This window comes from Lysobacter arseniciresistens ZS79 (genome assembly GCF_000768335.1).
In the GTDB taxonomy this organism is placed as follows: Bacteria; Pseudomonadota; Gammaproteobacteria; order Xanthomonadales; family Xanthomonadaceae; genus Novilysobacter; species Novilysobacter arseniciresistens.
The window spans coordinates 197,272-221,163 of record NZ_AVPT01000001.1; the positions used below are offsets into that span (position 1 = coordinate 197,272).

At 71.2% G+C, this 23,892-nt stretch carries 30 protein-coding genes; 12 read left to right on the forward strand and 18 right to left on the reverse strand.

The genetic code is table 11. From position 1 onward, the window contains the following. Positions 1 to 8: 8 nt before the first annotated feature. Positions 9 to 782, reverse strand: a complete 774-nt coding sequence (locus tag N799_RS00870; protein ID WP_036206406.1) for a sulfurtransferase — start codon at positions 780 to 782, stop codon at positions 9 to 11. Between the two features lie 100 nt (positions 783 to 882). Between N799_RS00870 and N799_RS00875 the strand changes: the two genes are divergently transcribed. Further along, complete coding sequence (locus N799_RS00875; protein ID WP_036206408.1) at positions 883 to 1,194, forward strand: HPF/RaiA family ribosome-associated protein; 312 nt, start codon at positions 883 to 885, stop codon at positions 1,192 to 1,194. A gap of 12 nt (positions 1,195 to 1,206) precedes the next feature. On the opposite strand, the gene N799_RS00880 is transcribed toward N799_RS00875, so the two are convergent. The 9 genes from N799_RS00880 to N799_RS00920 all read right to left on the reverse strand — a co-directional run bounded on the left by N799_RS00880 (position 1,207) and on the right by N799_RS00920 (position 9,074). Continuing rightward, a complete protein-coding gene (locus tag N799_RS00880) occupies positions 1,207 to 1,428 on the reverse strand; it encodes an oxidoreductase-like domain-containing protein (protein ID WP_052100877.1) in 222 nt (73 codons plus the stop codon). Then, positions 1,425 to 1,868 carry a thioredoxin TrxC gene (gene trxC / locus N799_RS00885; RefSeq protein WP_036206414.1) on the reverse strand — a complete coding sequence of 148 codons (444 nt, stop codon included), beginning with the start codon at positions 1,866 to 1,868 and terminating at the stop codon, positions 1,425 to 1,427. The genes N799_RS00880 and trxC overlap by 4 nt, the downstream gene beginning before the upstream one ends. A gap of 87 nt (positions 1,869 to 1,955) precedes the next feature. Next, on the reverse strand, positions 1,956 to 3,695 hold the full coding sequence (locus N799_RS00890) for a M1 family metallopeptidase (RefSeq protein ID WP_036206418.1): 1,740 nt from the start codon (positions 3,693 to 3,695) through the stop codon (positions 1,956 to 1,958). Between the two features lie 176 nt (positions 3,696 to 3,871). Beyond that, a complete protein-coding gene (locus N799_RS14165) occupies positions 3,872 to 4,480 on the reverse strand; it encodes a COG4315 family predicted lipoprotein (protein WP_052100879.1) in 609 nt (202 codons plus the stop codon). A gap of 115 nt (positions 4,481 to 4,595) precedes the next feature. Next, positions 4,596 to 5,213, reverse strand: coding sequence for a trimeric intracellular cation channel family protein (locus N799_RS00900; RefSeq protein ID WP_036206421.1), 618 nt, complete (start codon positions 5,211 to 5,213; stop codon positions 4,596 to 4,598). A 77-nt stretch (positions 5,214 to 5,290) separates the two neighbouring features. After that, positions 5,291 to 6,367, reverse strand: a complete 1,077-nt coding sequence (locus tag N799_RS00905; protein ID WP_203224998.1) for an ATP-grasp domain-containing protein — start codon at positions 6,365 to 6,367, stop codon at positions 5,291 to 5,293. Beyond that, positions 6,364 to 7,599 (reverse strand): tyrosine/phenylalanine carboxypeptidase domain-containing protein, encoded by a 1,236-nt coding sequence (locus tag N799_RS00910; protein ID WP_052100882.1) that lies wholly within the window; start codon positions 7,597 to 7,599, stop codon positions 6,364 to 6,366. Before N799_RS00910 ends, N799_RS00905 begins: the two co-directional genes overlap by 4 nt. Continuing rightward, on the reverse strand, positions 7,590 to 8,438 hold the full coding sequence (locus N799_RS00915; protein WP_052100883.1) for an N-formylglutamate amidohydrolase: 849 nt from the start codon (positions 8,436 to 8,438) through the stop codon (positions 7,590 to 7,592). The genes N799_RS00910 and N799_RS00915 overlap by 10 nt, the downstream gene beginning before the upstream one ends. A gap of 51 nt (positions 8,439 to 8,489) precedes the next feature. Continuing rightward, on the reverse strand, positions 8,490 to 9,074 hold the full coding sequence (locus N799_RS00920) for a tetratricopeptide repeat protein (protein WP_160279941.1): 585 nt from the start codon (positions 9,072 to 9,074) through the stop codon (positions 8,490 to 8,492). A 254-nt stretch (positions 9,075 to 9,328) separates the two neighbouring features. On the opposite strand from N799_RS00920, the gene N799_RS00925 reads away from it, so the two are divergent. Next, complete coding sequence (locus tag N799_RS00925; protein WP_036206424.1) at positions 9,329 to 9,796, forward strand: FKBP-type peptidyl-prolyl cis-trans isomerase; 468 nt, start codon at positions 9,329 to 9,331, stop codon at positions 9,794 to 9,796. A 65-nt stretch (positions 9,797 to 9,861) separates the two neighbouring features. Here the strand turns inward: N799_RS00925 and trhA are convergent, their stop codons facing one another. Continuing rightward, the gene (gene trhA / locus N799_RS00930) at positions 9,862 to 10,512 is read right to left on the reverse strand and encodes a PAQR family membrane homeostasis protein TrhA (RefSeq protein WP_036206427.1); all 651 of its coding nucleotides are present in this window, start codon (positions 10,510 to 10,512) and stop codon (positions 9,862 to 9,864) included. Between the two features lie 149 nt (positions 10,513 to 10,661). On the opposite strand from trhA, the gene N799_RS00935 reads away from it, so the two are divergent. Together N799_RS00935 and N799_RS00940 are read left to right on the forward strand one after the other, a co-directional pair. Beyond that, positions 10,662 to 11,753 (forward strand): COG3904 family protein, encoded by a 1,092-nt coding sequence (locus tag N799_RS00935; RefSeq protein ID WP_052100884.1) that lies wholly within the window; start codon positions 10,662 to 10,664, stop codon positions 11,751 to 11,753. A gap of 83 nt (positions 11,754 to 11,836) precedes the next feature. Continuing rightward, positions 11,837 to 12,094, forward strand: coding sequence for a hypothetical protein (locus N799_RS00940; protein ID WP_036206430.1), 258 nt, complete (start codon positions 11,837 to 11,839; stop codon positions 12,092 to 12,094). Positions 12,095 to 12,163: 69 nt separating this feature from the next. On the opposite strand, the gene N799_RS00945 is transcribed toward N799_RS00940, so the two are convergent. After that, positions 12,164 to 13,336, reverse strand: coding sequence for a GGDEF domain-containing protein (locus tag N799_RS00945; RefSeq protein ID WP_036206433.1), 1,173 nt, complete (start codon positions 13,334 to 13,336; stop codon positions 12,164 to 12,166). 168 nt (positions 13,337 to 13,504) lie between these two features. Here N799_RS00945 and N799_RS00950 point away from each other — a divergent pair, with 168 nt between their 5' ends. Then, positions 13,505 to 14,107 (forward strand): DUF4136 domain-containing protein, encoded by a 603-nt coding sequence (locus N799_RS00950; protein ID WP_036206436.1) that lies wholly within the window; start codon positions 13,505 to 13,507, stop codon positions 14,105 to 14,107. 70 nt (positions 14,108 to 14,177) lie between these two features. Here the strand turns inward: N799_RS00950 and N799_RS00955 are convergent, their stop codons facing one another. Then, positions 14,178 to 14,444, reverse strand: a complete 267-nt coding sequence (locus N799_RS00955; protein WP_036206439.1) for a DksA/TraR family C4-type zinc finger protein — start codon at positions 14,442 to 14,444, stop codon at positions 14,178 to 14,180. 110 nt (positions 14,445 to 14,554) lie between these two features. On the opposite strand from N799_RS00955, the gene N799_RS00960 reads away from it, so the two are divergent. The 3 genes from N799_RS00960 to N799_RS00970 all read left to right on the forward strand — a co-directional run bounded on the left by N799_RS00960 (position 14,555) and on the right by N799_RS00970 (position 17,446). Next, entirely contained in the window at positions 14,555 to 15,154 is a 600-nt protein-coding gene (locus N799_RS00960) for a mechanosensitive ion channel domain-containing protein (protein WP_036206442.1), read from the forward strand. 127 nt (positions 15,155 to 15,281) lie between these two features. Beyond that, entirely contained in the window at positions 15,282 to 15,581 is a 300-nt protein-coding gene (locus N799_RS00965) for a DUF2388 domain-containing protein (protein WP_425476937.1), read from the forward strand. An 11-nt stretch (positions 15,582 to 15,592) separates the two neighbouring features. After that, positions 15,593 to 17,446, forward strand: coding sequence for a DUF7844 domain-containing protein (locus tag N799_RS00970; RefSeq protein ID WP_036206449.1), 1,854 nt, complete (start codon positions 15,593 to 15,595; stop codon positions 17,444 to 17,446). A gap of 31 nt (positions 17,447 to 17,477) precedes the next feature. Here the strand turns inward: N799_RS00970 and N799_RS15755 are convergent, their stop codons facing one another. The 3 genes from N799_RS15755 to N799_RS00980 all read right to left on the reverse strand — a co-directional run bounded on the left by N799_RS15755 (position 17,478) and on the right by N799_RS00980 (position 19,201). Further along, a complete protein-coding gene (locus N799_RS15755; RefSeq protein WP_203224999.1) occupies positions 17,478 to 17,630 on the reverse strand; it encodes a hypothetical protein in 153 nt (50 codons plus the stop codon). Positions 17,631 to 17,663: 33 nt separating this feature from the next. Then, entirely contained in the window at positions 17,664 to 18,806 is a 1,143-nt protein-coding gene (locus N799_RS14170; RefSeq protein ID WP_160279942.1) for a sensor domain-containing diguanylate cyclase, read from the reverse strand. A gap of 158 nt (positions 18,807 to 18,964) precedes the next feature. After that, positions 18,965 to 19,201, reverse strand: a complete 237-nt coding sequence (locus N799_RS00980; RefSeq protein WP_036206451.1) for a hypothetical protein — start codon at positions 19,199 to 19,201, stop codon at positions 18,965 to 18,967. 147 nt (positions 19,202 to 19,348) lie between these two features. Here N799_RS00980 and N799_RS00985 point away from each other — a divergent pair, with 147 nt between their 5' ends. Beyond that, positions 19,349 to 20,068 carry an rRNA pseudouridine synthase gene (locus N799_RS00985; RefSeq protein WP_036206454.1) on the forward strand — a complete coding sequence of 240 codons (720 nt, stop codon included), beginning with the start codon at positions 19,349 to 19,351 and terminating at the stop codon, positions 20,066 to 20,068. 6 nt (positions 20,069 to 20,074) lie between these two features. Here the strand turns inward: N799_RS00985 and N799_RS00990 are convergent, their stop codons facing one another. After that, complete coding sequence (locus N799_RS00990) at positions 20,075 to 20,932, reverse strand: PA4780 family RIO1-like protein kinase (protein ID WP_036206457.1); 858 nt, start codon at positions 20,930 to 20,932, stop codon at positions 20,075 to 20,077. A 74-nt stretch (positions 20,933 to 21,006) separates the two neighbouring features. After that, positions 21,007 to 22,110 (reverse strand): HDOD domain-containing protein, encoded by a 1,104-nt coding sequence (locus tag N799_RS00995; protein WP_036206459.1) that lies wholly within the window; start codon positions 22,108 to 22,110, stop codon positions 21,007 to 21,009. 105 nt (positions 22,111 to 22,215) lie between these two features. Here N799_RS00995 and N799_RS01000 point away from each other — a divergent pair, with 105 nt between their 5' ends. From N799_RS01000 to N799_RS01010, 3 genes are all read left to right on the forward strand, one after another. Continuing rightward, complete coding sequence (locus N799_RS01000; protein ID WP_036206462.1) at positions 22,216 to 22,695, forward strand: pyridoxamine 5'-phosphate oxidase family protein; 480 nt, start codon at positions 22,216 to 22,218, stop codon at positions 22,693 to 22,695. Positions 22,696 to 22,789: 94 nt separating this feature from the next. Further along, positions 22,790 to 23,107, forward strand: coding sequence for a lipoate-protein ligase small subunit (lplB, locus tag N799_RS01005; protein WP_052100891.1), 318 nt, complete (start codon positions 22,790 to 22,792; stop codon positions 23,105 to 23,107). Then, a complete protein-coding gene (locus N799_RS01010) occupies positions 23,104 to 23,880 on the forward strand; it encodes a lipoate--protein ligase family protein (RefSeq protein WP_036206464.1) in 777 nt (258 codons plus the stop codon). Before lplB ends, N799_RS01010 begins: the two co-directional genes overlap by 4 nt. Positions 23,881 to 23,892 lie beyond the last annotated feature (12 nt).

Here is a 23,892-nt window from a genome sequence, read left to right on the forward strand (position 1 = left end):
CCGCCTGTTCAGCCCGCGGCGTCCCCGTGCCCGTCTCCTTCCGCGGCCCCGGCGTCCACCAGCGGCCGCAACGACGGGTCCAGCGCGACCCGTTCGTCGAACACGAAGCAGTGCCCGTCGTAGCCGAAGCCGCCAACCTGCTCGAAGTAGCCGAGGATGCCGCCGTCGAGCTGCAACAGGTTGTCCATGCCATCGGCCTGCAGGTGCAGCGCGGCCTTCTCGCAGCGGATGCCGCCGGTGCAGAAGCTGACCACGGTCGCGTCGGCCAGCTGCGAGCGGTGCGGGGCGAGCGCTTCCGGCAGTTCGGTGAAGTTGTCGATGGGCAGGGTCAGCGCGCCGGCAAAGGTACCGTGGCCGACCTCTTCGCGGTTGCGGGTGTCCAGCAGCACCAGCCGGCGACCGGTATCGTCGTGACCTTGCCCGATCCAGCGTCGCAGGTCGGACGGGGCGACCGTCGGCGCGCGGCCCGCCAGCGGCGAGGCGTCGGCGCGGCGGAAGCTGATGATCTCGGGCTTCACCTTCACCTTGAGCCGCGCGAACGGCTGGGCCCGGCTATGACTGGCCTTGACCACGATGCCGGCAAAGCGATTGTCACCGCGCAGCCAGTCGACGAAGCGTCCGATCGCGTCCTCCGCACCAGCCAGAAACAGGTTGATGCCCTCGCCCGCCACCAGCACGGTGCCGCGCAGGGACGCCGCCCCGGCGCGTTCGCGCACGGCGTCGGCCAGTGCGGACGGGTCGTCGACGGTGGTGAAGTGGTAGGCGGCGATGTTTAGGACCATCCGCGGATTTTACCGGCGCCGGGCGCCTTCTCGCGGCGTGGATACGGCCGGCGTTAGCGTTGGGGGCGACCCTGATCCCACCGCCTGGAGGCCGTACCGCATGAAGGTCCTGCTCAACACCGACAACCACGTCCAGGGCGACGAAGCGCTCGCGCAGCATGTCGAACAGGTCGTGGCCGACGCCCTGCAGCGCTTCGGCGACCAGGTGTCGCGGGTGGAGGTGCACCTGGCCGACACCAACGGCCAGAAGTCCGGCGACAACGACAAGCACTGCACGATGGAGGCGCGGCTGGAAGGCCGGCCGCCGGCGACGGTCACCGCCGAGGCGCCGACCATGCGCGGGGCGATCGGCGAGGCCAGCCGGAAGCTGGTGCGGTTGCTGGACAGCTCGCTGGGCAAGCTGGCGCGCTGAACTGCGCGCGGCTCAATCCGCGTCGGCGTGCCCGTCGGCAAGCGGGACGCCGGGGTTGCGCTCCCGCCACGCCTGCAGCGCCTTCCGGTAGCGCTCCACCGCCTCGTCGTGGACGTCGTAGATGCAGCGCACGCAGCCCTCGCCGCAACAGTCGGCCGGGTCCGGCTCCTCCGGCGGGCGCGGCGGCGGGTCCAGGCGCGTGATGTCGTCGCCGGTCATGTCGAGCCGTGTCATCGCGGCAGCTGGGCCTGCGCCCAGGCGACGATGCGGCTGCGCGGCAACGCGCCGGACTGGCGGGCCAGCTCGCGGCCCTCGTGCAGCAGCACCAGGGTCGGGATGCTGCGGATCGCGAACCGCGCGCCCAGCCCCGGTTCGGCCTCGGTGTCGACCTTGGCCAGGCGCAGGCGCGGTTCCAGCTCCGCCGCGGCGGCCTCGAACTCCGGCGCCATCGTCCGGCACGGCCCGCACCACGGCGCCCAGAAATCGACCAGCAAGGGCAACCCGCTACGCACCGCATGGCGATCGAAGTCGGCGGCGGTCAATGCCAGCGGGCGGCCGTCGAACAGCGCGCGATGGCAGCGCCCGCACGACGGCGACTGGCCCAGGCGCGTGGCCGGGACACGGTTCATCGCGCCGCAGTGCGGGCATGGGATGAGAAGCGGGGTGTCGTTCATGCGTGCGGTCCTGCGGGGATGACAAGCATCGCGCATGTGGCGTGGCATGCGCGTGGATGCGGCCGGTCCGCGCGGCGCGGGTGACCGTTATTCCGGTTCCTTCGCCCGCGCCTCCCGGTCGGCGCGGTAGCGCTCCACGTGCGGCATCGCCCGCAGCACCTTCGACGCCGGGTCGACGGTGAAGACCTGCCCGTCCGGCAACGCCACGTGGCCACGCCCGCCGGTCATCGCCACCTCGACCACCTCGCCGCCGGGCGGCCCGACCCGCACCTGCAGCGGCATCGGGAACGGCCGGTCGCCTTCGGTTTTCCAGCGCAGGTCGAGCCGGCCGGCAGCGCGCTCGACCACCAGCTCCGGCAGCGCCGCCGAGTACAGGTAGACGTCGAAGAACCAGCCCAGGTCGTCGCCCGTCACGTCGTTGACGATGTCGATGAAGTCCGGGGTATCGGCGTAACGTGGCGCGAACCGGCCCGGCTGCGGGGAATCGGTGCCGTAGACCAGCCGGCGGGTCGCCTTGAAGAACGCCTCGTCGCCGATCAGCCCGCGCAGGGTATGCAGCACCAGCGAACCCTTGGCGTAGATGTCGCCGCCCGGGCCGGCCTGCTTGTCGTAGACCTCGTGCTCCAGCATCGGTCGGCCGGAGACGATCGGGTGCCGGTTGACCAGCCCGAGTCGCTGGTCGTGCAGCTGTGCGTGATAGGCCATGTCACCGAGCAGGTACTGCGCGTACAGCGGCTGCATGTAGCTGCCGAAGCCCTCGTGCAGCCACATGTCGTCCCAGTCGTGGTTGGTCAGCTGGTTGCCGAACCACTCGTGGGCGAACTCGTGCTGCAGCAGCCAGTCGTAGCCGAACTCGCCTTTCCGGTACCCGTTGCCGTAGGCGTTGATGGTCTGGTGCTCCATCCCGAGGTGCGGGGTCTCGACCACGCCCATCTTCTCGCCGGCGAACGGATACGGACCGATCGTGGCCTCGAAGAAGTCCAGCATCCGCGGGAACTCGGCGAACAGCTCGCGCGCCTGTCCGCCGCGGTCACGCAGGTGCCAGAAGCGCAGCGGGATGGTGTTGCCGTAGCGGCTCCGGTACTCGTCCTGCCGCAGTTCATACGGACCGATGTTGAGCGCGATGGCGTAGGTGTTGGGGTTCCCGGTGCGCCAGTGCCAGGTGCGCCATCCGTCGTGTTCGTCCACGCCCAGCAGCACGCCATTGCCGGCGGCCACCAGCGGAGCGGGCACGGTGACGTGCTGGGTGACGACCTGCGGCTCCGCCATCGGGTGGTCGATGCAGGGCCAGAACAGGTCACAACCCTGCCCCTGCACCGCGGTGGCGATCCACGGTTCGCCGGTCGGTGCGGTCGACCAGACGAAGCCGCCGTCCCATGGCGCGCGCTCCGCGACGTGGGGCGCGCCGCCGTACCGGACGCGCAGGGTCACCGTTTCGCCGGCAGCGAGCGGCGCGGGCAGGTCGATGGTGAGCCGGCCGTCGGGGTTGCGCCAGCGGTTGGCCGCCAGCGCAACCCCGTCGAGATCGATTGCCGAGATGGGGAGGTTACGGTCGAGGTCGAGCACGAGCCGCTCCAGCGGCGACTTCGCCTTGAACACGAGGGTGGCGTCGCCCTCGATCCGCTGACGCTCGGGAAACACGCGGATACCGAGGTCGGCCGACTGGAACACCACCGCACGCTGCTCGGCCGTCAACGGCACGCCGGACGCGTAGGTGTGATCGGTGAGGTTGCCCTGACCCGGCCGGTCCTGCGCGCTCGCGGCGCATCCGCAGAACACGAGCGCGAGACCGGCGTACAGGGCGGTCTGGCGACGAGTGATGCTCATTGCGTAACCCCCTGCGCGTCTCATCCGGACGCCCGACAATCGCACAGCCGCGCCGGCACGGCCACCGGTCGCATCCTCGTGGAAAAGGCCGCCACCGCGTGTCGGGTGGCGGCCTTCCGGTCGCTCGGCATCGTGGTCGACCGCAGTCGGCCGCGGACGTCTGGATCTCTGCTGGATCAGCCGCGCTCGGCCTCGTCGTCGACGTCAACATCGACTTCGGTGCCGGCCGGCGTCAGCAGGTACCACTCGCCCCAGTCGTCGGTCAGGTCGTGGCCGGTTGGCGCCTGGGCGCCCATGTCGCGCGTGTAGTAGTACAGCGGGTGGCCGTTGTAGGTGAGCTGGGCGGTACCGTCGGCGCGCTCGATGGTGCCGAGCAGGTCGGCCTGCAGATCGGCGGCGACCTCCGGAACGGTCTCGGTGGCGATCACCGGCGGCCACAGTTCCAGGCACGGTCCGGTGCAGGTGCTGCCATCGGCGTCACCTTCGAGGAAATAGATCGCGCGGCCGTCGGCGTCCGTGAGGTACGGCCCCGGCGCGCCGGTGCTGGCGACCATCAGGGTGGTCGGCGCGACGATCGCGCTGGCGTCGGCCATCGTGCCCGGGTCGTTGACCGGGTCGACGGCGACGTCGGGTTCGTCCACCGGCAGGGTGTCGTCGACGCTGCCCGGCATCGCGGTGTCGTCGGTGGCGCTGCCGAGGGTGTCGGTCTCCACGTTGTTGTCGCAGCCGGCGAGGCCGAGGGCCAGCAGCGCGGCGGCGAGGGTCGAAATCTGGATGGTGCGCATTTGGATTGCTCCGTGGCGGGCAGTGCCCGTGGGTGCGCCCATCGTCGGGGTGGGTTCGTAAACTGCGGGTCGTCGGCGCGTGCGGAGTGTGTGAGGACCGGCGCGTCCGTTCAGTTCATGAATCGCGCGGCTGCGCCACCGGCAGCCGCCAGCCGTGGCGGATCGCCATGTAGCGCAGACCGAAGCACAGCACCGCGCCCACCACCGCGACCGGCATCACCGGAAGGCCCAGCCAGTGCCCAGCGACGACGGTGGCCGCGGCGGCCAGTGCCGCGACGGCGTACAGTTCGGCCTGGAAGATCACCGGCGTGCGCGCCACCAGCACGTCGCGGGCGATGCCGCCGCCGATGCCGGTCAGCATGCCCAGCAGGGTCGCGGCGATCGGGCCGAGGCCGTGGTCGAGCGCCTTCACCGCGCCGCTGACCGCGAACAGCGCCAGCCCCATCGCGTCGAACACCTGCACCGGGTTGCGCAGCCGTTCGACGTGGTCATGCCAGCGGAAGGTCAACAGCCCCGCCAGGCACGCCACCACCATGTAGCTCCAGTTGACCACCGCCACCGGCGGGGTCGCGCCGATCAGCAGGTCGCGCATGATGCCGCCGCTGGTGGAGGCGGCGAACGACAGCACCAGCACGCCGAACAGGTCGAGCCGGTTGCGCACGCCGACGGTCGCGCCGGAGATGGCGAAGACGAAGGTGCCCAGCAGGTCCAGGGCGATCAGCAGGGTGTCCAAGGCATGCGGCCGGTCGTGAACTGCCGGACAGGATGCGAGCCGCGCCCGCCGCCGGCAACTCCCCGCCGCGGCCCCGGCTACATCATCGCCAGCTCGGTGTTGCTCAGGGTCCGGTTGTACTGCTCGCGCAGGCGCACCTTGCGCTCCAGGTCGGCGATGATGTGGCCGCTGAAGTCGGTCCCGGTGAGCTCCTCGGCCATGTTGATGCCGCCGGGGGTGTCGACGTTGATCTCCATCATCTTGTCGCCAACGATGTCGAGCCCCGCCAGGTACATGCCGTCGCGCATCAGCTTGGGCGCGACGATCTCGGCCAGCCGCAGCGCGTCCTCGTCCGGCACCGCCATCTCCACCTTGCCGCCGGCGGTGATGTTGCTGCGCGCGTCGCCGCTGTCGTTGAAGCGGCGGAAGCACGCGTACTGGCCGTCGACGCACAGCGGCCGGCCGTTGAGGGTCAGCAGGCGCAGGTCGCCGTCGGCCGCCTTGGGCAGGTACTCCTGCACGATCGCGTAGCCGTCGCGGGTCACCGCCTCGATCATCTGGTTGAGGTTGGCGCCGCTGTCGGGCGTCACCACGAACACGCTCTGCCCGCCCGAACCCTGCAGCGGCTTGATCACGCCGTAGCCGTCGTGCGCCTTGATGAACGCCTTGATCTCTTCCGCATCCAGGGTGATGCAGGTGACCGGCCGCACCTCCTCGGGGAAGTGCTGGAAATAGGTCTTGTTGGACGCGTCGGTCAGGTGGGTCGGGTCGTTGAGCACGATGACGTGCTTGAGCGCCGCCAGCTGGGCGAACAGCAGCCCGCTGTTGGGCGCCCACGGCCGGTCGACGACCTCCTCGGCCGGGTCGCTGCGCAGCATCAGCACGTCGAGGTCCTCGACCGAGATGCGGTGGCGCTCGCAGTCGGGCCCCTGCAGGTCGGCCAGCAGCGCGTCGTCGTCGGCGTAATGCGACTCGCGCGGTACGTGGGCGTGGGCGCGCACGGTGCCGTTGGCGTCGTAGATGAAGTCGCCCAGGCCGATCAGCGCGACCTCGTGGCCGCGGTTCACCGCCGTGCGCGCGAGCCGGATGGTGGTGTAGTTGTTCTTCTCGGTCGCCATCTCGTTGATGACGAAGCCGAGTTTGATCGGGCCACGCGTGGCGGGTGCTGCGTTCATGCGGTTTCCTCTGGTGCGGGCGCGCGGGCCACGTTGTCGGGTTCGGTGTGGAACAGGCGCTCCACCGGGGTCTGGCGACAGCGGGCCAGCCGTTCGGCGGCGTCGGGCGCGGAGCAGTAGCGCGGCAGCAGGTCCGGGGCGACCGCCCAGCCCTCCTCCACCAGCTGGTCGAGCACGACGCGGTGCGACAGCGCGAACTTGCCGGTGAACAACGGTTCGAACTCGCCACCGCCGGCGAGATACTCGACCAGGTCGCGCAGGCCGCTGAGGTAGACCGCGTCCTTGGTCAGCCCGCCGCCGCGACGGGCACGCACGGCCACGTCGAAGGCGTCATCGGTCGGGATGCCGTGGGTGTTGTGCAGCAGGTCGAAGATGGCCGGCACCTCCTCGCGGTGGATCGCCATCTCGGTGGCGACCACGCGCGCAGCCAGCACCCGCAGCCGCTCGCCGGGCAGGTAGCCGGCGAGGAACTCGCCCAGCACACCCAGGCCCTCCTGCAGCGGGTCGTAGTGCGCCAGCCCCACGCGGAGCTGCTGCAGCGACTGCCGGCTGCCGTTGTGGCGGGTGACCAGGTGGGTGCCGATCTCGTGCTGGATCAGCGGTTGCACGCGCGCCCGCGGCAGGCGCACGTCGCCGTCGATGTAGAAGCGCCCGTGCGAGACCATCATCAGCGAGTTGAGGTCGGCATCGACCACCACTTCGGCGGTGAAATCCGGCGAACGCTCGCGGTACCAGTCCAGCTCGTCCTCGACCGCTTCGAGCACCTCGTCGATGCCGGCCTCGGCCTCCAGCGGCACGCTCGGCCCGACGGTGCCGAGGATGCGGTTGGCCAGTTCCAGCAGGCGCGGTTCGACGCCACCGAACAGGTCGAGGCTGGCGTTGATGAAGCCGTCGGTGTCGCGCAGGCGGACCAGTTCGATCTGCCGGTCCAGCTCGCGCTGCTTTTCCGCCAGCAGGCCCGACAGCAGCGGCGATTCGATGTCCTCGACCGGCAACGCCAGCAGGCGCTCGCGCACCGCGTGCAGGTCGGTGTCCAGGTCGATGTAGCGCAGCGGCGGTATCCGCGTGCGCCCGCTCTCCTCGAACCCCACCCACAGGGCGTCGTTGTGGATCGGCGACAGCGCCAGCAGCCAGTCGACCTCGCCGTCCATGCGGGCCAGTTCGGCGTCCACCCGGGCCGCCACCGGCGGCAGTGCGCGCGCGGAACCGGCAGCAGCGGCGCTCACCGGCATGCCAGGAACTCCCCGCGCACCGCGTCGACCGCATCCCGCAAGCCGTTGCGGAACTGCTCGATCACCGCGATGTCGGCCTGCGCGGTCCACTCGTCCATGTAGACCTTCTTGTATTCCAGCGAGATCGTGCAGACGCGCTCGCCGTAGGTCGCGTACAGCCACTCGGGGAAGTGCCCGCCGCCGACGTAGCGCACGTTCTCGCGGACATCGGGGCGACGCCCGGCGACCTCGTGGCTGCGCAGCGCTTCGGCGAAGCGGTCGGCCACGCGGCCCCAGCGGCGCGGGTCCAGCGTGGTCACCCCAAGGTCGATGTCGGGGTTGCGATGCGGTTCGGCCGCCGCGGCGTCGGCGCCGTCGCGGCGGTGGTTGTAGCTGTGGATGTCGAGCACCAGCACGCAGCCCCACTGCGCGAGCAGTTCGTCCACCAGTGCGCGGACCATTGAATAGAAGCGGTCGTGGGTGGCGAGCGAGCGTTCGAGCTCGGCGGGCGGCAGGTCGCCCTTCCAGACCCGCAGGCCCCACGTGTCGGCCGGGTCGGTCGACAGCGCCTTGGCGCGCGGACGGTTCAGGTCGACCTCGAAGCGCGAGGTGCGCACCACCAGCCGGACATCGCCGACCGCGGCGAGCATTCCGGTCAGCGGGTCCTCGTCGCGACGGCGCTGCTCTTCGGTGAACGCGAGGTAGGGCCGCAGCGAATCGCGCATCGCGTGGCCGTCGTGGATGGCGGTGGCGACGACGGGGCCGTCGCCGAGCACGACGTCCCAGTCGTCGGAGGGTTGCTCAAGGACGAGTTGTTCGTCGCGCGAGAAGTGCGGTGTCGCGTCGTTGTGGCTCTCCATGCCGGCGATGCTCCCATCGCCCGCATGAGGCATCCGTGATGCGCGCGCCGGTCAGTCGCCGCCCAGCAGGTCCAGCGGGTCGCCCTTGGGTTCGTCCTGCCGCGCCTCGGGCAGGCGCTCGACGCGCTTGGCGCGGTAGCGGGCGATGGCCTCCCGCGCGATCTTCGTGCGCAGCTCGTCCGACAACAGGAACTCGGGTCCGTAGACCTCCGCCATCAGCATCGCGATCGACTTGCCGACGGCCTGCTGCTGCTCGTCGGGCGGCACGTCGGCGGCCATCAACCGCAGCATGGTCCGGCGCGCGACCTCCAGCCCGCTGGTGACGGTCAGCGCGTGCGCATCGGCATCGGTCGGGTCGCGCCGCAGCACCTGTTCGGCCGCGGCCAAGGCGTCGACGTGGCGGCCCTGCGCCTGGCGGATGCGGGCGATCTCCAGCCACGGTTCCTTGCTCGCCGGGTCCAGCGCCGCCGCCTGCTCGAACGCCGCCGCCGCAGCACTGTCCTGCCCTGCGGCCAGGTACACATGTGCGGCCGCCATCGACCCGGCGAAGTCGGGCGTTTCGGCCGGGCGCAGCGTGGCGCATGCCGACAACGCGAACAGCGCGACGACGCAAACAGGGATGGCAAGGCGGCTCAACGGCATCTCCTTCCGCGGGGCGAGCGCGAACGTAGCAGTAGTGGTGTAAACGGAATGAACAGCGACGTGCGGCACCGTGAAGCCTGCGCCGACGAAAATGAACGCGGATTGTCACCCGAAACCGCCGTCCGGAACGGTGACCGGGGTTGCGGTGCCGCGCCACCGCTCCTAGGCTGGACCGGTGTCATGTCATCGCGCCGTGGGTTGACCGGCGCACCACCACTCCCCTTCCTTTACTGCCAGTGAGGTTTCCCATGGAGATCGCCGATGGGCGTGTCGCCACCATCCATTACACCCTGACCAACGACGCCGGCGAGGTGATCGACAAGTCGGCCGCCGACGCGCCGCTGAGCTACCTGCAGGGCGCCGGCAACATCATCCCGGGGCTGGAACAGGCGCTGGCCGGTCGCAAGGCCGGTGACAACCTGACCGCCGACGTCGCCCCCGAGCAGGGCTACGGCCCCCGCCACGACGGCCTGGTCCAGGTGGTGCCGCGCGGCGCGTTCGAGGGCGTGGAGTCGGTGCAGCCGGGCATGCAGTTCGAGGCGCGCACCGCGCAGGGCCCGCTGCTGGTCACCGTCACCAAGGTCGGCGCCGAGGAAGTCACGGTCGACGGCAACCATCCGCTGGCCGGCCAGAACCTGCATTTCGAGGTCGAGGTCGCCGGGGTGCGCGAGGCATCCGAGACCGAGTTGAACCAGGGCCACGTCGACGCCGCCTGAGCGCCCGCCGACCTGCCACCGGAAAGCCCGCGGCCGCGGGCTTTCTTTTCCAACCGGTACCGAACTCAAACCACCTGCGCCATCACCGAGATGTAGTGGCAGATACTGCCGGCGACGACGAACAGGTGCCACACCGCGTGCGAGTACCGCAGCGCCGGCCGGTGGTAGAAGAACGTCCCCAGCGTGTAGCAGGCGCCGCCGGCCAGCAGCCAGCCGAGCGTCCAGCCATCCAGCGCATCCAGCAGCGGCCGGATCGCGACCAGCACCAGCCAGCCCATGGCGACGTACAGCAGCGTCGACAGCAAGCGGAAGCGGCCGGTGTAAAACAGCTTGAACACCACGCCCGCTAACGCCAGCGTCCAGATCCCCGCGAACAGCCCCCAGCCCCACGGTCCGCGCAGCCCGACCAGGGTGAACGGCGTGTACGTCCCCGCGATCAGCAGGTAGATCGCGCAGTGGTCCAGCACCTTCAGCCGGGCCTTGGCCACCGGGTTGTTGACCGCGTGGTACAGCGTGGACGCGAGGTACAGCAGCAGCAGGCAGACGCCGAACACGATCGCGCCGGCCAGCTGCCAGCCGTCGCCGAACAGCGCGGCCAGCGTGATCAGCACCGCACCGCCGGCCAGCGCGGCGGCGGCCCCGAGCCCGTGGGTCAGGACGTTGGCGAGCTCCTCGCCGAAGTCGGACTCGACGGCCTGGTCTGTACGGGTGCGCATGGTCCAATCCTACCGCCTCCGGGCCCCGGTTCCACCGGCGATGTGGCGGGCGGTGATGTTCATCGCAGGTTGGTCCGGCCCCGCGGTGCGTGCCCTAGACTGCATTGAACGTCGCCGGCCCCGCCCGGCCGCCCGCCGAGAGGACCCCGATGCGCGCCAGACTGCTCCCGCCCCTGCTGCTGTGCGTGGTGCTGAGCGCGTGCAATCCGGCCCCTCCGGTGGAGCAGCCGGTCATCATCGAGACCACCAGCGGCGACGGCGAGACCAACTACGGCGCGGTGTCGGTGGACGAGCCGCCCGTGCCCGAGCCGCCGGCCGACCTCGCCAGCACCACCGATTGGCCGGCCGAGCAGCTGACCTCGGGCGAAGCGAAGATCAGCTGCGAGGTCGACTACGAAACCGCCGGCGACGGCCTGCCACTGGCCGACCTGGGCTTCGAGCCGGTGGCCGACGCGATGGCGCCCTGCCAGGACACCGGCGTGCTGCGGCTGAGCTACGCCGGCAAGATCGCGCCGGACTTCAGTGCGCTGGTCGAGCGCGTCGGGGTGATGGCCGACCGCATGGGACTGGAGGACCGCATCCTCGACATCGACTCCAGCGGCGGCCAGGTGGAGGCCGCGATCCGCGCCGGCGACATCATCGCCGAGGATGGCTGGACCATCTGGGTACGCGAGGACGCGGTCTGCCACAGCTCCTGCGTGCTGGTGCTGGCCGGCGGCGACAACCGGTTGATCTCGGGCAAGGTCGGCGTGCACCGCATCATCCGGCTGCAGTCCGAGGCGACCTCCCGCGCCGAGCTGAGCCAGGAGCTGCAGGACGTGCACTCCAACATCGAGCAGTACCTCGCCCGCAACGGCGGCGCGGTGGCGCTGGCCGACATGATGATGACCGTGCCCAACCGCAGCCTGCGTCTGCTGACGACCAACGAGCTGGAGGAATTCGGCATCGTCGGCATCAACGCCGCGCAGGACGATCTCGATCGCATCCGGTTGGCGCGCAAGTGCGGCGAGGACTTCGTGCGCCGGCGCGACGATTTCTTCCGCAGCTTCGACCGCAAGTGCGCGACGCCGGGCGAGGACGTCGAGGCGATGAACAGTTGCGGCCTCGAACTGCGCGAGCGCTTCGGCTTCCCCGACGGCAAGTGCCGGGTCGACAGCCCGTTCTCGGAGTTCGACCAGGCCATTCATGCTTCGACCGGCGCGGCCGACGAGGCGATGACGGAAGCCACGCCGGCCGGTTGACGGTGCGGTAACGCGGGCCGGCTGTCACCCCGCGTGGACGCGGCCCCGGCGAACATCGCCCCACCCCCACGAGGAGCCGCGAGATGACCCACCCCATCAAAAAGACCGCAATCCTGGCGTTCGCGCTGGCGTCCACCTTTGCACTGGCCGCGTGCGACGTCGACCAGACCCAGGAAGGCGAGCTGCCGGACGTCGATGTCGAAGTGCAGGACGGCCAGATCCCCAAGTACGACGTCGACGCGCCCGATGTCGATGTCGACACCGAGGAAGTCACCGTGCCGGTGCCGGACGTGGACGTCGAGCCGGCCGACGAGGACGAGAACGACGACCCGAACACCTGATCGGTCGTCGCGTTCAAAGTGGAAGGGCAGCCCGGGTGGCTGCCCTTTTTCATTTCACGGGAGCGAACCTCAGTCCAGCCTGACGATGCCGCGGCCCGCGCGCTTGGCGGCGTACATCCGGGCGTCGGCCTGCTCCAGCAGTTGCGCGATTGTGTCGCCGGCGCGGTACTCGGCGACACCGGCCGAGAACGAGAGCGCTTCGTCGGCCATATACGGCAGGTGGCGCACCTTCCCGAGCATGCGCTGCACGCTCGCCAGCGCCTGGTCGGCCGCAGTGCCGGGCATCAGCAGCAGGAACTCCTCGCCGCCCCAGCGCCCCATCACGTCCTGCCCGCGCAGGCCGGCAACCGCGGTCAACGCGAACGAGCGCAGTACCGCATCGCCGGCGGCATGGCCGTGGCAGTCGTTGATGCGCTTGAAGTGGTCGAGGTCGATGAGGGCAACGCTGAACACCTGCGGGCTGCGCTCGTGGCGTGCATGCTCACGGTCCAGCAGCTCCTGCATGTGGCGGCGGTTGGGCAGACCGGTCAGCTCGTCGCGCGTGGCCAGGCGCTGCACCTCGCCCAGTGCCTGCTTCAGCGCGCGGCGCTCCAGCCGCAACTTGCCCCGCAATGACGACAGGCGCGCGGCAACCAGCGACGTCGCGGGCAGAAGTACCGTGGTCATGCCGAGATTGAACAGGTCGATCCGCAGCCCTTCGACTTGGGGCCGCCCCGAGTCGGCACCGACTGCCCCGTTGCGGATGACAATCGCCGCCACCAGCGCCAGCAGCGCGAACCCGGTCACCGCCATGATCCGCCGCCAGCCCAGCGAGAAGGCGCCATAGACGAGGGTGAGCAGCAGCGCGAGCAGCACCGCGGTGCGGAACGGGCCGGCCAGCACGTAGGCCCAGCAGACCGCGACGACGCCCATCACGATCTGCACGGTGGTCAACCCCGCGTCCTGGAACCGCGCGCTCCAGCCCGTACGCAACGCGATGTAGACGGCGACGAGATTCGACGCGACGAACACGCACCAGGCCAACGCCGGGCCCCCGACGCTGACCCAGTCGCCATGCACGGCGAGGCCGAACACCAGCCCGCAGCCGGCGTAGACGATCACCGTGATCAGCCACTGCGTGACCCGGATCCGCAAGCGGTTATCGGCGCCGAGCACCGCGTCCGCCAGGTGGCGGACACGCCGCTGCGCGCGCGCCCGGAATCGGGCACCCGGCAGGGTGGCAACGCGGGCTTCGTGGTCCAAGAGGATGGATTTCCGGGAGTGGTCGTCTCGGATATCGGCCGGCGCGCGGAGAACTTCAGAAGTCGCCGGCCCGCCGGTCCGGCCACGCTGCGGACGCCGCTGCCGGCTTCACGCACGCTCGCCGGCGGCGCTGCTAGCGTCGACCCGTCAGACCGAGGAGAACGCGCCATGCAACGTCGCAATCCCGTCCGAACCCCCGCCCTGCCGCTGCTCGCCGTGGTGCTCGCGCTGGCGCTGTCCGCCTGCGCGACCGGCCCGCGCGTGGCTACCGACGCCGACCCGACCGCGGATTTCTCCGCTTACCGCACCTATGCGTTCTACCAGCCGATCGCGATGGAGCAGTCGGGTTACACCAGCTACCTCTCGGACCGCATCAAGCAGTCGGTCCGGCGCGAGATGGACGCGCGCGGCTACCGCTTCGACGCAGAGGATCCGGACCTGCGGGTCAACTTCCAGGGCTACATCCGCGAGGAGCAGGACGTGTACAGCGTCCCGCGCAGCGACGTGCAGTACTTCTACAGCTACCGCGCGCGCACCTACTTCGCGGTACCGGTCTGGTACGACCAGACGCGCGTCAGCCGCTACACCGTCGGCACCCTGACCATCGACCTGGTCGATGCCGAGCGCAACCACCTGGTCTGGACCGGCGACGCGATCGGCCGGGTCACCCAGCGCACGCCCGAACAGCGCGCGACCGCCGCCGACCAGGCGGTCGCCGCGATCTTCGCGCAGTACCCGTTCGTCGCCGGGTCCGGCGCCACGAGGCCGTGACGCGCGGCGCAGGCGCGCAGGCCTCAGCCAGCGCCCGCCGCACCGATGGGCCGCACGACAAGGCGAAGACTCAGCGCAGCTGGCTGTCCTTGCTGCCGCGGCGGTTGTAGCCGGACGCGGCCGCCTGCTCGCGGTCCTGCGCCTCCTGGCAGGCCACGCACATGCGGACGCCGGGCACGGCCTTGCGCCGCGCCTCGGGGATCGGCGCGTCGCACTCCTCGCAGTGGGTCAGGCCCGGGCCTTCGCGCAACTGGCTGCGCGCCCGCTTGATCGCGTCCTTCACGGTCGCGTCGATCTGGTCCTGTACGGCGCCGTCGCCGGCCCAGCCGGTGGCCATCGCATTTCTCCGGTTGACTGGATGAGCCCGTTCGCATCGCCAAGGATAGCGGCGGCCGCATGAACGGCCACGCCGTTATCCTTGTCGGCCCCAAACGACCGGCCCCGACCATGCGCGAACAGCTGCCCCCGTGGATCCAGGAATGGCTGACCGTGGTCGTGCCACTGGGCCAGGTGGCGCTGATCCTGCTGGCCGCGTGGCTGCTGCGCGCGCTGACCCGGCGGATGTTCGACCGGCTGTGCCGGCGCCGCGGGCTGCCGCCGGAACTGTCGGTGGTGGGCCAGCGGGTGACGGGCTTCCTGATCTATACCGCGGCGATCCTGCTGGCACTGGGCCGGCTGGGCGTGTCCGGCACGGTGCTGTGGACGGCCTTCACCGGCTTCGCGGCGGTTGGCGCGGTGGCGTTCTTCGCAGCCTGGAGCGTGCTGTCCAACATCTTCTGCACGGTGCTGATCCTCACCACCCGCCCGTTCCGGCTGTACGACCACATCGAGATCCTCGAAAACGGCGAGAAGCCCGGCCTCCGCGGCCGCGTGATCGACGTCAACCTGGTCTACACCACGTTGCAGGAGCAGCGCGGCGACGGCGAGGACACGGTACTGCGGGTGCCGAACAACCTGTTCTTCCAGCGCACGGTGCGGCGCTGGCGCGGCACGCCGATGCCGCTGCAGGCCGCCGCCGACGCGCGCGACGCCGAAACGGCGGGCTGAGCCGGGGCACGGTCACGGTTCCGGCCGCCGGCCACGCCGGTTCAGCCCGGTGCCGCGAGCCGCGCGGTAGTCTTTGCAGCCCGTACTCCCTCACCTCCGGATTGTCCCGATGACCCGATCCACCGCCCTGTTGTCCGCCACCGCCCTCGTCGCCCTCGCCCTGGCCGCCGGGCCGGCTTCCGCATCGAGCTTCGGCGGGACTTCGGCCGGCGCCTCCTCGGCCGGTTCGTCGGGGTCGTCGGGCAGCACCTCGGGCGACGACAAGGTGGTGCTGCAGGCGCGCGACGATGCCGCCAGCTTCGTCGCCAGCAACGGCCACATCCGCGGCGCGCAACTGGAAGCCGCCCTGCTGCGCCTGCGCGAACACCGTGCCGACGCGCGCCAGGCCAGCGACATGGAACTGGCCCGGGCGATCCTCGCGTTCTGATCCGTTCCACGATGCGCTGGCGCTGCACGCTGGCGGCGCTGGCGCTCGCCCTTGCCGGACACGCACACGCCGCGACCGGCGACGCGGACACCGGTCCGCTGGTGATCGCCCCCGGCCTCGCGCCCGACGAGGCCGCCGCCACCCGCGAGCTGCTCGACAACGTCCTCGGTCGCCTCCCCGCCCGCTGGCGCGGGTCGCTCGGTCTCATCGAAGTCCAGTGGCGCGAAGACCTCCCGGAACACATCGACGGCCGCGCGCTCGCATCGCGCCTGTTGCTGGACCGCGCGCTGCTCGATGACTGGATGCAGCGTCCCGCGTCGGCCGACATCGACCACCCGGCCACGCGCGCGGCACTCGCCGCGGTGATCCACGAACTCGCCCACTTCCACGACCGCAGCCCAACCGGCGGTCTCTCGCGCGACCCGCGGCTGCTCGACCTCGCCGGCTGGCAGATCAGTCCGATGCGGCTGGGCCTGCGCCACCCACGCAACGCCTTCACCGACCGCAGCCCCGACCGCTACGAGCTGGAAAGCCCGGCCGAGTTCGTCGCGGTCAACCTCGAGCACTTCCTGCTCGACCCGCAGTACGGATGCCGGCGCCCCGCGCTGCACCGCCACTTTGCCGCCCATTTCGAGGGTGGACCGATGCCGGGACCGTGCGCGCCCGACGTGGTGTTCCTACGGCCCGGCACCGATGCCGACACCCCGGTGCGGCAACTCGACCCCACGCGCGTCTACCAAGTCGACTACCTGCTGGCCGAGGGCAACGACCGCTTCATGAGCCGCTGGGGCCACAGCATGCTGCGGCTGGTGGTGTGCGCGCCGGGCCGGCCGCCGGGCCCGGAGTGCCGGCTCGACCTCGACCACCACCTGGTGCTGTCGTTCCGCGCCTTCGTCGACGACATGCAGATCTCCAGCTGGCGCGGCCTGACCGGCTCCTACCCGTCGCGGCTGTTCGTGCTGCCGCTGGCGCAGGTGGTCGAGGAGTACACCCGAGTGGAGCTGCGCGGGCTGCAGTCGATCCCGCTGCGACTGGGGCCGGCCGAGATCACCGGGCTGGTCGAGCGCGCGGCGCAACTCCACTGGAGCTACGACGGCCGCTACTACTTCGTCAGCAACAACTGCGCGGTCGAGACCTTCAAATTGCTGCACGATGGCGTCCCGCGGCTGACGGGGGAACCGCTGGCCAGCATCACGCCGACCGGTCTGCGCCGGCGGCTGGTCGAACAGGGAATCGCCGATGCGGGCGTGCTCGACGATCGCGACGAGGCGCGGCGCCTCGGGTACTACTTCGAGGCCGCCGACACGCGGTACCAGGCGATGTTCGACATCGCGCGCGAGTCGCTTGGGCTGCCGCAGGCACGGGTGACGGACTGGCTCGACCTCCCGGCGGCGCAGCGCACGCCGTGGCTGGCGCGCAGCGACCTGCGCAGCGGCGCGGCCCTGCTGCTGCTCGAGAATGCCGCCCTGCGCCGCCGGAACCTGCTGGCGCGCGACGAGCTCAAGCGACGCTTCCTCGGCGACGACGGTGCCCCGCGGGCGCGCCAGTCACTCGACGAGGTGTTGCAGTTGGAAGGCCTGCTCGGACGGCCGGCTGCGATCCTGCAGCAGTCGGGCGTGGAGACCGGCTACGGCCTGCCGCAGGCCACCGAGCGCGATGCGCTGGAACGCGACGGTGCGCAACTCGCGGCGACCTGGCGCGCGCAGAGCGAAGACCTGCGCCGCGCGGGCCGCGCCCTGCTGCCAGCGGAAATACGTGCGGACATCGAGGCCACCGAGGCCAACATCGCCCTGCTCGGCGACCGGTTGCGGGAACTGCATCGGGACGAGGGCGGGCTGCGGCTGGATTCGCCCGGCGCGCACTGAGCGCGGCGCCGCAGCACCCGTCCCGCGTGGGTCACTCCGCCTGCGGCGACTCGTCGCGCTCGGGCGTCGCGCCCTGGTTCGCGGCTGCCTTGGCCGCCTGCTTCTTCGCCTGCTTCTCGTCCTGCTTTTTCTTCTTGGCGAGTTCGCGCTGGCGCTTCTCGAACGAGTAATTGGGTTTTGCCATGGGCTGTTCCGCTCCAAACGTGGGAGCCCCAGTCTAGCCCCCCATGCCCCCACCCGCTTCCCGCCGCTCGATCGCCACCGGTGCGGACGGGGTGGAAGCCCCGGCGCTGCGGCTTCGCGCACGCTTGTTGCGATACATCGCGGTATCGGCCACCGCCAGCAGCGCGGTCGCGCTGGAGCGGCCGTCGTACAGCACCCAGCCGACGCTCGCGCGGATGCGCAGCGGCACACCATCGACCAGCCGCGGTTCCTCCAGCGACGACACCAGTCCCTTGGCGATCACCGGCAGGTCCCTCCGACCATCGCGCAGCGAATCCAGCAGCACCACGAACTCGTCGCCGCCCAGCCGCGCGATCACGTCACCGGCGCGCAGGCGCGAGCGCAGCACCGCGGCGGTCTCGCGCAGGACCGCGTCGCCCAGCGCGTGGCCGTGGGTGTCGTTGACCTCCTTGAACCCGTCGAGGTCGAGGAACAGCACCGCGAACCGGCCGGCTTCGTCGCCGCGCCGGCACGCCGCGTCCAGCCGCTCCATGAAGCGCGCGCGGTTGGGCAGCCCGGTCAGCCCGTCGTAGTACGCCGCGTCCTGGTACTCGCGGGCACGGGCGCGGGTGCTTTCGAGCGCCGATTCCAGCCGCGCCAGCAGGCGTGCGTTGTCGTCCAGCGCGATCTGCCGGCCGAGCGCCCCGCCCAGCGCATTGCCGATCAGCGCGACCGCCTGGGTGTCGATGTCGTCGAACGCGCAGGCGACGCTTGAACACACCTCCAGCACGCCCAGCACCTGGTCGCCGAAGCGCAGCGGCGTGGCGATCAGCGAGGCCAGCGTGTGGTCGGCGCGAGCATCGCCTTCGATGCGTGCGTCCGACATCGCCGCTTCGCTGTGCAACACCTGGTGCGAGGCCAGGCATGCGCGGGCCAGCGTCTGGCCGTTGTCGAACGCGGCGCGCCCGACCCGCCGCATCTGCCCGCGTGCCGACGCCACGCGCAGTGCGCCGTCGTCGCCGGCCATCAGCACGGCGGCGCCGGTGGCGCGGGTGAGCTCCATCGCGGTGGCGGTCGCCACGCCGAGGAAGGCGCGAGTGTCGCCGGGATGCTCGGCCACGCGCACCAGCGCATCGACCACGCTGCGCAGCCTCAGGTATTCACTCCGGCCATGCGCCGCGCTCGTCCACTGAAGCATCCGCGGCTGCGCCTGCCGGCCACTGCCTGGAACCATCCACCCGCCCTGCACGTTGCGAAGACCCTGATCCTCCGCGTCGCGCGGTAAAGCGCCGGTGATTTGGCCGGACGCAAAGCGTGACCGCCGCCACGACTCCGACAATCCGTCCGTCCCCGGTATCAGCCGCTGCAACCGCCGCAGCAGATCGACGGCAACTGGTGGACGTCGCCCGGCGCCAGCGTCATGCCGGTGGCCGTCAGCAGCCGCTCCAGCTCGCCCGCGTCGAGCGCCGCGGCCACGCGCAGCACGCCGTCGGCATCGATGTCGACCACCGCGGCGGGGTCGATGTCGAGGATCGCGTCCTCGATCGCGGGCAGCCGGGTGCCCGCATCCTTCGCGGTGACATGGAACTCCATGATCGCCTCCTCGGGCGGAGTAACAGACCGCCTGCCGCAAGCATGGCCGGCGACCGCGGTACGCGCCCTGACCCCGGTCAAGTACGCCGCACCCGGCCGCCAGCGCGTCGGCGCCCTACACTGTCCAGCCGCACCGACAGCCGCGCCATGTCCGATCCAGAAGCCCCCGTCCGCCTCGACCGGCACGTCGCCGACCTGCTGCGCTGCTCGCGCGGCGAGGCTCGCCAGTACATCGCGGGCGGGTGGGTGCGGGTCGACGGCCGGGTGGTCGAGGATCCCCAGGCGCCGGTCACTGGCCAGGCCGTCGAGCTTGATCCCGACGCCCGCCTGGACCCGGTCGAGCCCGCGACGATGCTGCTGCACAAACCCGCCGGCATCGCCACCGCTGCGACCCCGGCGCTGGTCGGGCCGGGCACGCGTACCGGGGGCGATGCCTCCGGCATCCGCACCCTGCAACGCCACTTCCTGCACCTCGCGCCACTGATGCCGCTGGACGACGAAGCCAGCGGGCTGCTGGTGCTGACCCAGGACGGCCGCGTGCGGCGCCGGCTGACCGAGGACTACGCGTCGATCGAGCAGGAGTTCATCGTCGAGGTCGACGGCGACCTGCCGCCGTGGGGCATCCCGCGGCTCGCCCACGGGCTCTCGTTCGAGGGCCGGCGGCTGCCGCCGTGCAAGGTCAGCTGGCAGAACGAAGTCCGCCTGCGCTTCGCGATCAAGGACGTGCGGCCCGGCCAGCTGCGCCACATGTGCACCGAGGTCGGGCTGGGCGTGGTGGCGATCCGGCGCATCCGCATCGGCCGCGTCGCCATGGGCAGGATGCCGGTCGGCGAGTGGCGCCACCTGCCGGTGGGCGAGCGCTTCTAGCCGCGCTCAGTCCTCTTCGGCCGCGGCCTCCCGGCCCTGCTGGCGGATGATGGCTTCCTCGCGGGCCTCGTTGATCGCGTCGCGCACGCTGTCGAGATCGACCCGGCGGGTGTCGTGCACGAACCGGCCGGTCAAGGCGCTGTCGGGCCGCAGCTCGCCGGCCTCGTACAGCGCCCACATCTCTTCGCCGTACCAGGTGTCGAACAGCTCCGGCGCCGACCGGCCCAGGTAGGCGGTGAGGTTGTTGACGTCGCGCAGCAGCATGGTGCGTGCGGCGTTGTTGCCGGCCGCGCTCACCACCTGCGGAAAGTCGATGACCACCGGGCCATCCGGGCCGACCAGTACGTTGTAGGGCGACAGGTCGCCGTGGATCAGGCCGCTGCACAGCATCCGCACCACCTGGCGGACCAGCACCGCGTGGAAGTCGCGGGCCTGCGCGGCCCCGAGCTCCACCTCGCCCAGCCGCGGCGCGGCGAAGCCCTCGGCGTCGGTCACCAGCTCCATCACCAGCACGCCGTTGAAGTAACCGTGCGGCTCGGGCACGCGCACGCCGGCGTCGCGCAGCTGGTACAGCGCGTCGACCTCGGCGTTCTTCCAGGCGGCCTCCTGCTGTCTGCGGCCGTATTTGGTCGCCTTGCCGATCGCGCGGGCCTCACGGCTGCCACGCACCTTCCGGCCCTCCTGGTACTGCACGCGCTGCTGGAAGCTCCGCTGCGCCATGTCCTTGTAGACCTTGGCGCAGCGGACTTCGCCGCCGCTGCGGACGACGTAGACAGCCGCCTCCTTGCCGCTCTTGAGCGGACGCAGCACTTCGTCGATCACGCCGTCGTCGATCAGCGCCTGCAGGCCGTTGGGGGTCTTCATGCGGTCCTTTTGCGATGCCGACGGCAGGTCGCCGCCGGTCCACGCGTATCTTCGCAGGCCCGCCGCCAGGCCGGTCAGTCCACGCCGTGGCGCAGTCGCTCCCAGATCGCGGCGGTCGAGCCGCTGCGGGGCTCCACCGTCGCCAGCGCCGGCAATGCCGCGGCGGCATCCAGCCGGGCCTGCCGCGACAGCAGCGCGAGCCCCCCGGCCAGCCGCCCGAAACGCAGCGAGCGCCCGAGCGGGCTGATCTCCGCCGCGGGGCCGGCGGTCTGCTCGGTCAACGCCCGGGTGATCCGGTCCGACAGCTCCCACTTGCGCGACAGCCGCGCGGCGGTCGGTGCCGCCCATTCGTCCAGCAGCGTCGCGGCGACCGACGCGTTCGGGATCACGCCGCGCCGGCGGGCGTACTGGTCGCGCACCACCCGGGTCACGACGGTCGCCCCCAGGCCGTGCAGCAGGCCGAGCAGTTGGGCCGCGAACGCATCGTCGCGCTCGACCAGCTTGGCGTGGTCGGCGGCCGCGGCGGCGGACAGCAGCGTGTACTCCCAGGTCACCGGCGCGAAGCGGCCGAACACGCCGCCGCCGGCGCCCATCACCGGCTGCACCAGCACCGCGGCGATGATCTGGCGGATGCCGTCGGTACCGACCAGCGCGACCGCGCGTTCGATGCTCTCCACCGGCTTGGCCTGCACGCGATAGAGCGCGCTGTTGGCGATCCGCAGCAGGTTGCCGGCCAACGCCGGGTCGCGCGCGATGATCGCCGCGATCGCCTTGCCCGACGCCTCCGGGTCGTTGACCTTGCGCATCAGCTGCGGCAGCAGGTTGGGCCGGCGCGGGGTGTAGTGCGGCTGGGTTTCGATCTTCTCCAGCACCTCCACCGTGGCGGCCGCCACCTCGGCGTGGCCGGCCTTCGACACCGGCGCCTTGCCGCCCAGCGCGATCGCGTGGAACCGCAGCAGCAGCTCACCGGCCAGCGCGGCCGGGTCGGCGGCGTCGACCGGCTGCACCGGGCCCGGGGACTCCTCGGCCGGCGGGGCCGCGTCGTCGTAGGTCACTTCGGGCGCGACCAGCGACCGCGAGGCGTTCGCCGCAACCGGCGCCCGCGCACGCCACCACCACGCCATCGCCCCCGCGACCGCCAGCAGCAGCACTGCAGCGGCGATTCCGATCCCGGTCATTCCGTCCCCTTTCGTCCCTTTCCCGGCGCTTCACGCGCGTGGGCACGCCCCGGTAACGGCCGGCGCGCTAGAACCTGAAGCCTCCCCCCGACCACAGGACCCGCCATGCCCACCCCACAGGAACTCGAATCCCGCCTCTGGAAGGCACTCGACAAGGACCGCACCGTGATGCTCGGCATCCACGACGCCGGCGGCCACATCCACCCGATGACCGCGCTGGTGGAGAACGACCGCGCGCCGATCTGGTTCTTCACCTCCCGCGACACCGAGTTGGCGCGGCAACTGGCCAGCCCGCGGCCGGGTTTCGCGACCCTGGCCTCGAAGGACCACGAGCTGTTCGCGGTGATCCAGGGCGAGCTGCGCATCGACAACGACCGCGCCGTCATCGACCGCCTGTGGAGCCCGTTCGTCGCCGCGTGGTTCGACGGCAAGGACGACCCGAAGGTCACCCTGCTGCGCTTCGACGCCGGTCCGGCCCAGGTCTGGGAGAACGAACACAGCCTGATCGCGGGGGTGAAGATGCTGCTCGGCGCCGACCCGAAGAAGGACTACCAGGACAAGGTCGCCGACGTCGACCTGCGCTGACCCCCGGCGCGCGACCGCCCCCGGCTTGACCTGGATCGCCTGCCGGGCGCGGGCGGGCGGGCTAGCATGCGGCCATCCCTCAAAGGAGGCGCCCATGCACGGCGAGTACAAGGTCCCCGGCGGCAAGCTGGTGGTGGTCGACCTGGAGGTGGTGGACGGACGGCTGGCCGCGGTGCAGGTCAGCGGCGACTTCTTCCTGCATCCCGACAGCGCGCTGGACACGATCAACATCGCCCTGCTCGGGCAGCCGGCCGATGCCGTCGAGGAGCAGCTGACCACCGCGGTCGACGCCGCACTCGGGCCATCGGTCAGCCTCTACGGCGTGAACCCGCAGGCAGTGGCGATCGCCGTGCGCCGCGCGCTTGATGCCGGCGACGGCGGCGGCCGCGGCCCGCAGGAGGCCGCGCCATGAGCCGCAGCCTCTGGACCGACCACGACTGGCAGCTCATCCACGATGCCCCGCAGCCGCCGGCGCTGCACATGGCGCTCGACGACGTGCTGGTCGACGAGGTCTCCGCCGGCCGCCGCCGCCCCACCCTGCGGATCTGGGAGTGGGCGTCGTCGGCGGTGGTGATCGGCCGCTTCCAGTCGCTGCGCAACGAGGTCGACGCCGACGCCGCGCGCCACCACGGCATCGAGGTGGTCCGGCGCATCAGCGGTGGCGGCGCGATGTTCATCGAACCGGGCAACACCATCACCTACTCCATCGTCGCGCCGGTCTCGCTGGTGGACGGCATGAGCTTCGAGCAGGCCTACGCCTACATGGACGAGTGGGTGCTGGCGGCGCTGGCCGAGCTCGGCATCGACGCGTGGTACCAGCCGCTCAACGACATCACCTCGGCCGCCGGCAAGATCGCCGGCGCGGCCCAGGCCCGGCGCGGCAACGCGGTGCTGCACCACGTCACCATGGCCTACGACATCGATGCGGCGAAGATGCTCGACGTGCTGCGGATCGGCCGCGAAAAGCTGTCCGACAAGGGCACCACCAGCGCCAACAAGCGGGTCGACCCGCTGCGCAGCCAGACCGGACTGCCGCGCGAAGCGGTGATCGCGAAGATGCTGGAGGTGTTCCGGCAGCGCCACGGCGGCACCCGCGACACCCTGGGCCCGGCAGAGCTGGAGCGCGCCGAGGCGGTGGCGGCCGGCAAGTTCGGCAGCCCGGCCTGGACCGGCCTGGTGCCCTGACGCGCAGCGCCC

Coding starts and splice junctions, on each gene's coding strand:
- N799_RS00870 (WP_036206406.1), bottom strand. CDS start 782: ATGGTCCTAAACATCGCCGCCTACCACTTCACCACCGTCGACGACCCG.
- N799_RS00875 (WP_036206408.1), top strand. CDS start 883: ATGAAGGTCCTGCTCAACACCGACAACCACGTCCAGGGCGACGAAGCG.
- N799_RS00880 (WP_052100877.1), bottom strand. CDS start 1,428: ATGACACGGCTCGACATGACCGGCGACGACATCACGCGCCTGGACCCG.
- trxC (WP_036206414.1), bottom strand. CDS start 1,868: ATGAACGACACCCCGCTTCTCATCCCATGCCCGCACTGCGGCGCGATG.
- N799_RS00890 (WP_036206418.1), bottom strand. CDS start 3,695: ATGAGCATCACTCGTCGCCAGACCGCCCTGTACGCCGGTCTCGCGCTC.
- N799_RS14165 (WP_052100879.1), bottom strand. CDS start 4,480: ATGCGCACCATCCAGATTTCGACCCTCGCCGCCGCGCTGCTGGCCCTC.
- N799_RS00905 (WP_203224998.1), bottom strand. CDS start 6,367: ATGAACGCAGCACCCGCCACGCGTGGCCCGATCAAACTCGGCTTCGTC.
- N799_RS00910 (WP_052100882.1), bottom strand. CDS start 7,599: ATGCCGGTGAGCGCCGCTGCTGCCGGTTCCGCGCGCGCACTGCCGCCG.
- N799_RS00915 (WP_052100883.1), bottom strand. CDS start 8,438: ATGGAGAGCCACAACGACGCGACACCGCACTTCTCGCGCGACGAACAA.
- N799_RS00925 (WP_036206424.1), top strand. CDS start 9,329: ATGGAGATCGCCGATGGGCGTGTCGCCACCATCCATTACACCCTGACC.
- trhA (WP_036206427.1), bottom strand. CDS start 10,512: ATGCGCACCCGTACAGACCAGGCCGTCGAGTCCGACTTCGGCGAGGAG.
- N799_RS00935 (WP_052100884.1), top strand. CDS start 10,662: ATGCGCGCCAGACTGCTCCCGCCCCTGCTGCTGTGCGTGGTGCTGAGC.
- N799_RS00940 (WP_036206430.1), top strand. CDS start 11,837: ATGACCCACCCCATCAAAAAGACCGCAATCCTGGCGTTCGCGCTGGCG.
- N799_RS00950 (WP_036206436.1), top strand. CDS start 13,505: ATGCAACGTCGCAATCCCGTCCGAACCCCCGCCCTGCCGCTGCTCGCC.
- N799_RS00955 (WP_036206439.1), bottom strand. CDS start 14,444: ATGGCCACCGGCTGGGCCGGCGACGGCGCCGTACAGGACCAGATCGAC.
- N799_RS00960 (WP_036206442.1), top strand. CDS start 14,555: ATGCGCGAACAGCTGCCCCCGTGGATCCAGGAATGGCTGACCGTGGTC.
- N799_RS00970 (WP_036206449.1), top strand. CDS start 15,593: ATGCGCTGGCGCTGCACGCTGGCGGCGCTGGCGCTCGCCCTTGCCGGA.
- N799_RS15755 (WP_203224999.1), bottom strand. CDS start 17,630: ATGGCAAAACCCAATTACTCGTTCGAGAAGCGCCAGCGCGAACTCGCC.
- N799_RS14170 (WP_160279942.1), bottom strand. CDS start 18,806: ATGCTTCAGTGGACGAGCGCGGCGCATGGCCGGAGTGAATACCTGAGG.
- N799_RS00980 (WP_036206451.1), bottom strand. CDS start 19,201: ATGGAGTTCCATGTCACCGCGAAGGATGCGGGCACCCGGCTGCCCGCG.
- N799_RS00985 (WP_036206454.1), top strand. CDS start 19,349: ATGTCCGATCCAGAAGCCCCCGTCCGCCTCGACCGGCACGTCGCCGAC.
- N799_RS00990 (WP_036206457.1), bottom strand. CDS start 20,932: ATGAAGACCCCCAACGGCCTGCAGGCGCTGATCGACGACGGCGTGATC.
- N799_RS00995 (WP_036206459.1), bottom strand. CDS start 22,110: ATGACCGGGATCGGAATCGCCGCTGCAGTGCTGCTGCTGGCGGTCGCG.
- N799_RS01000 (WP_036206462.1), top strand. CDS start 22,216: ATGCCCACCCCACAGGAACTCGAATCCCGCCTCTGGAAGGCACTCGAC.
- lplB (WP_052100891.1), top strand. CDS start 22,790: ATGCACGGCGAGTACAAGGTCCCCGGCGGCAAGCTGGTGGTGGTCGAC.
- N799_RS01010 (WP_036206464.1), top strand. CDS start 23,104: ATGAGCCGCAGCCTCTGGACCGACCACGACTGGCAGCTCATCCACGAT.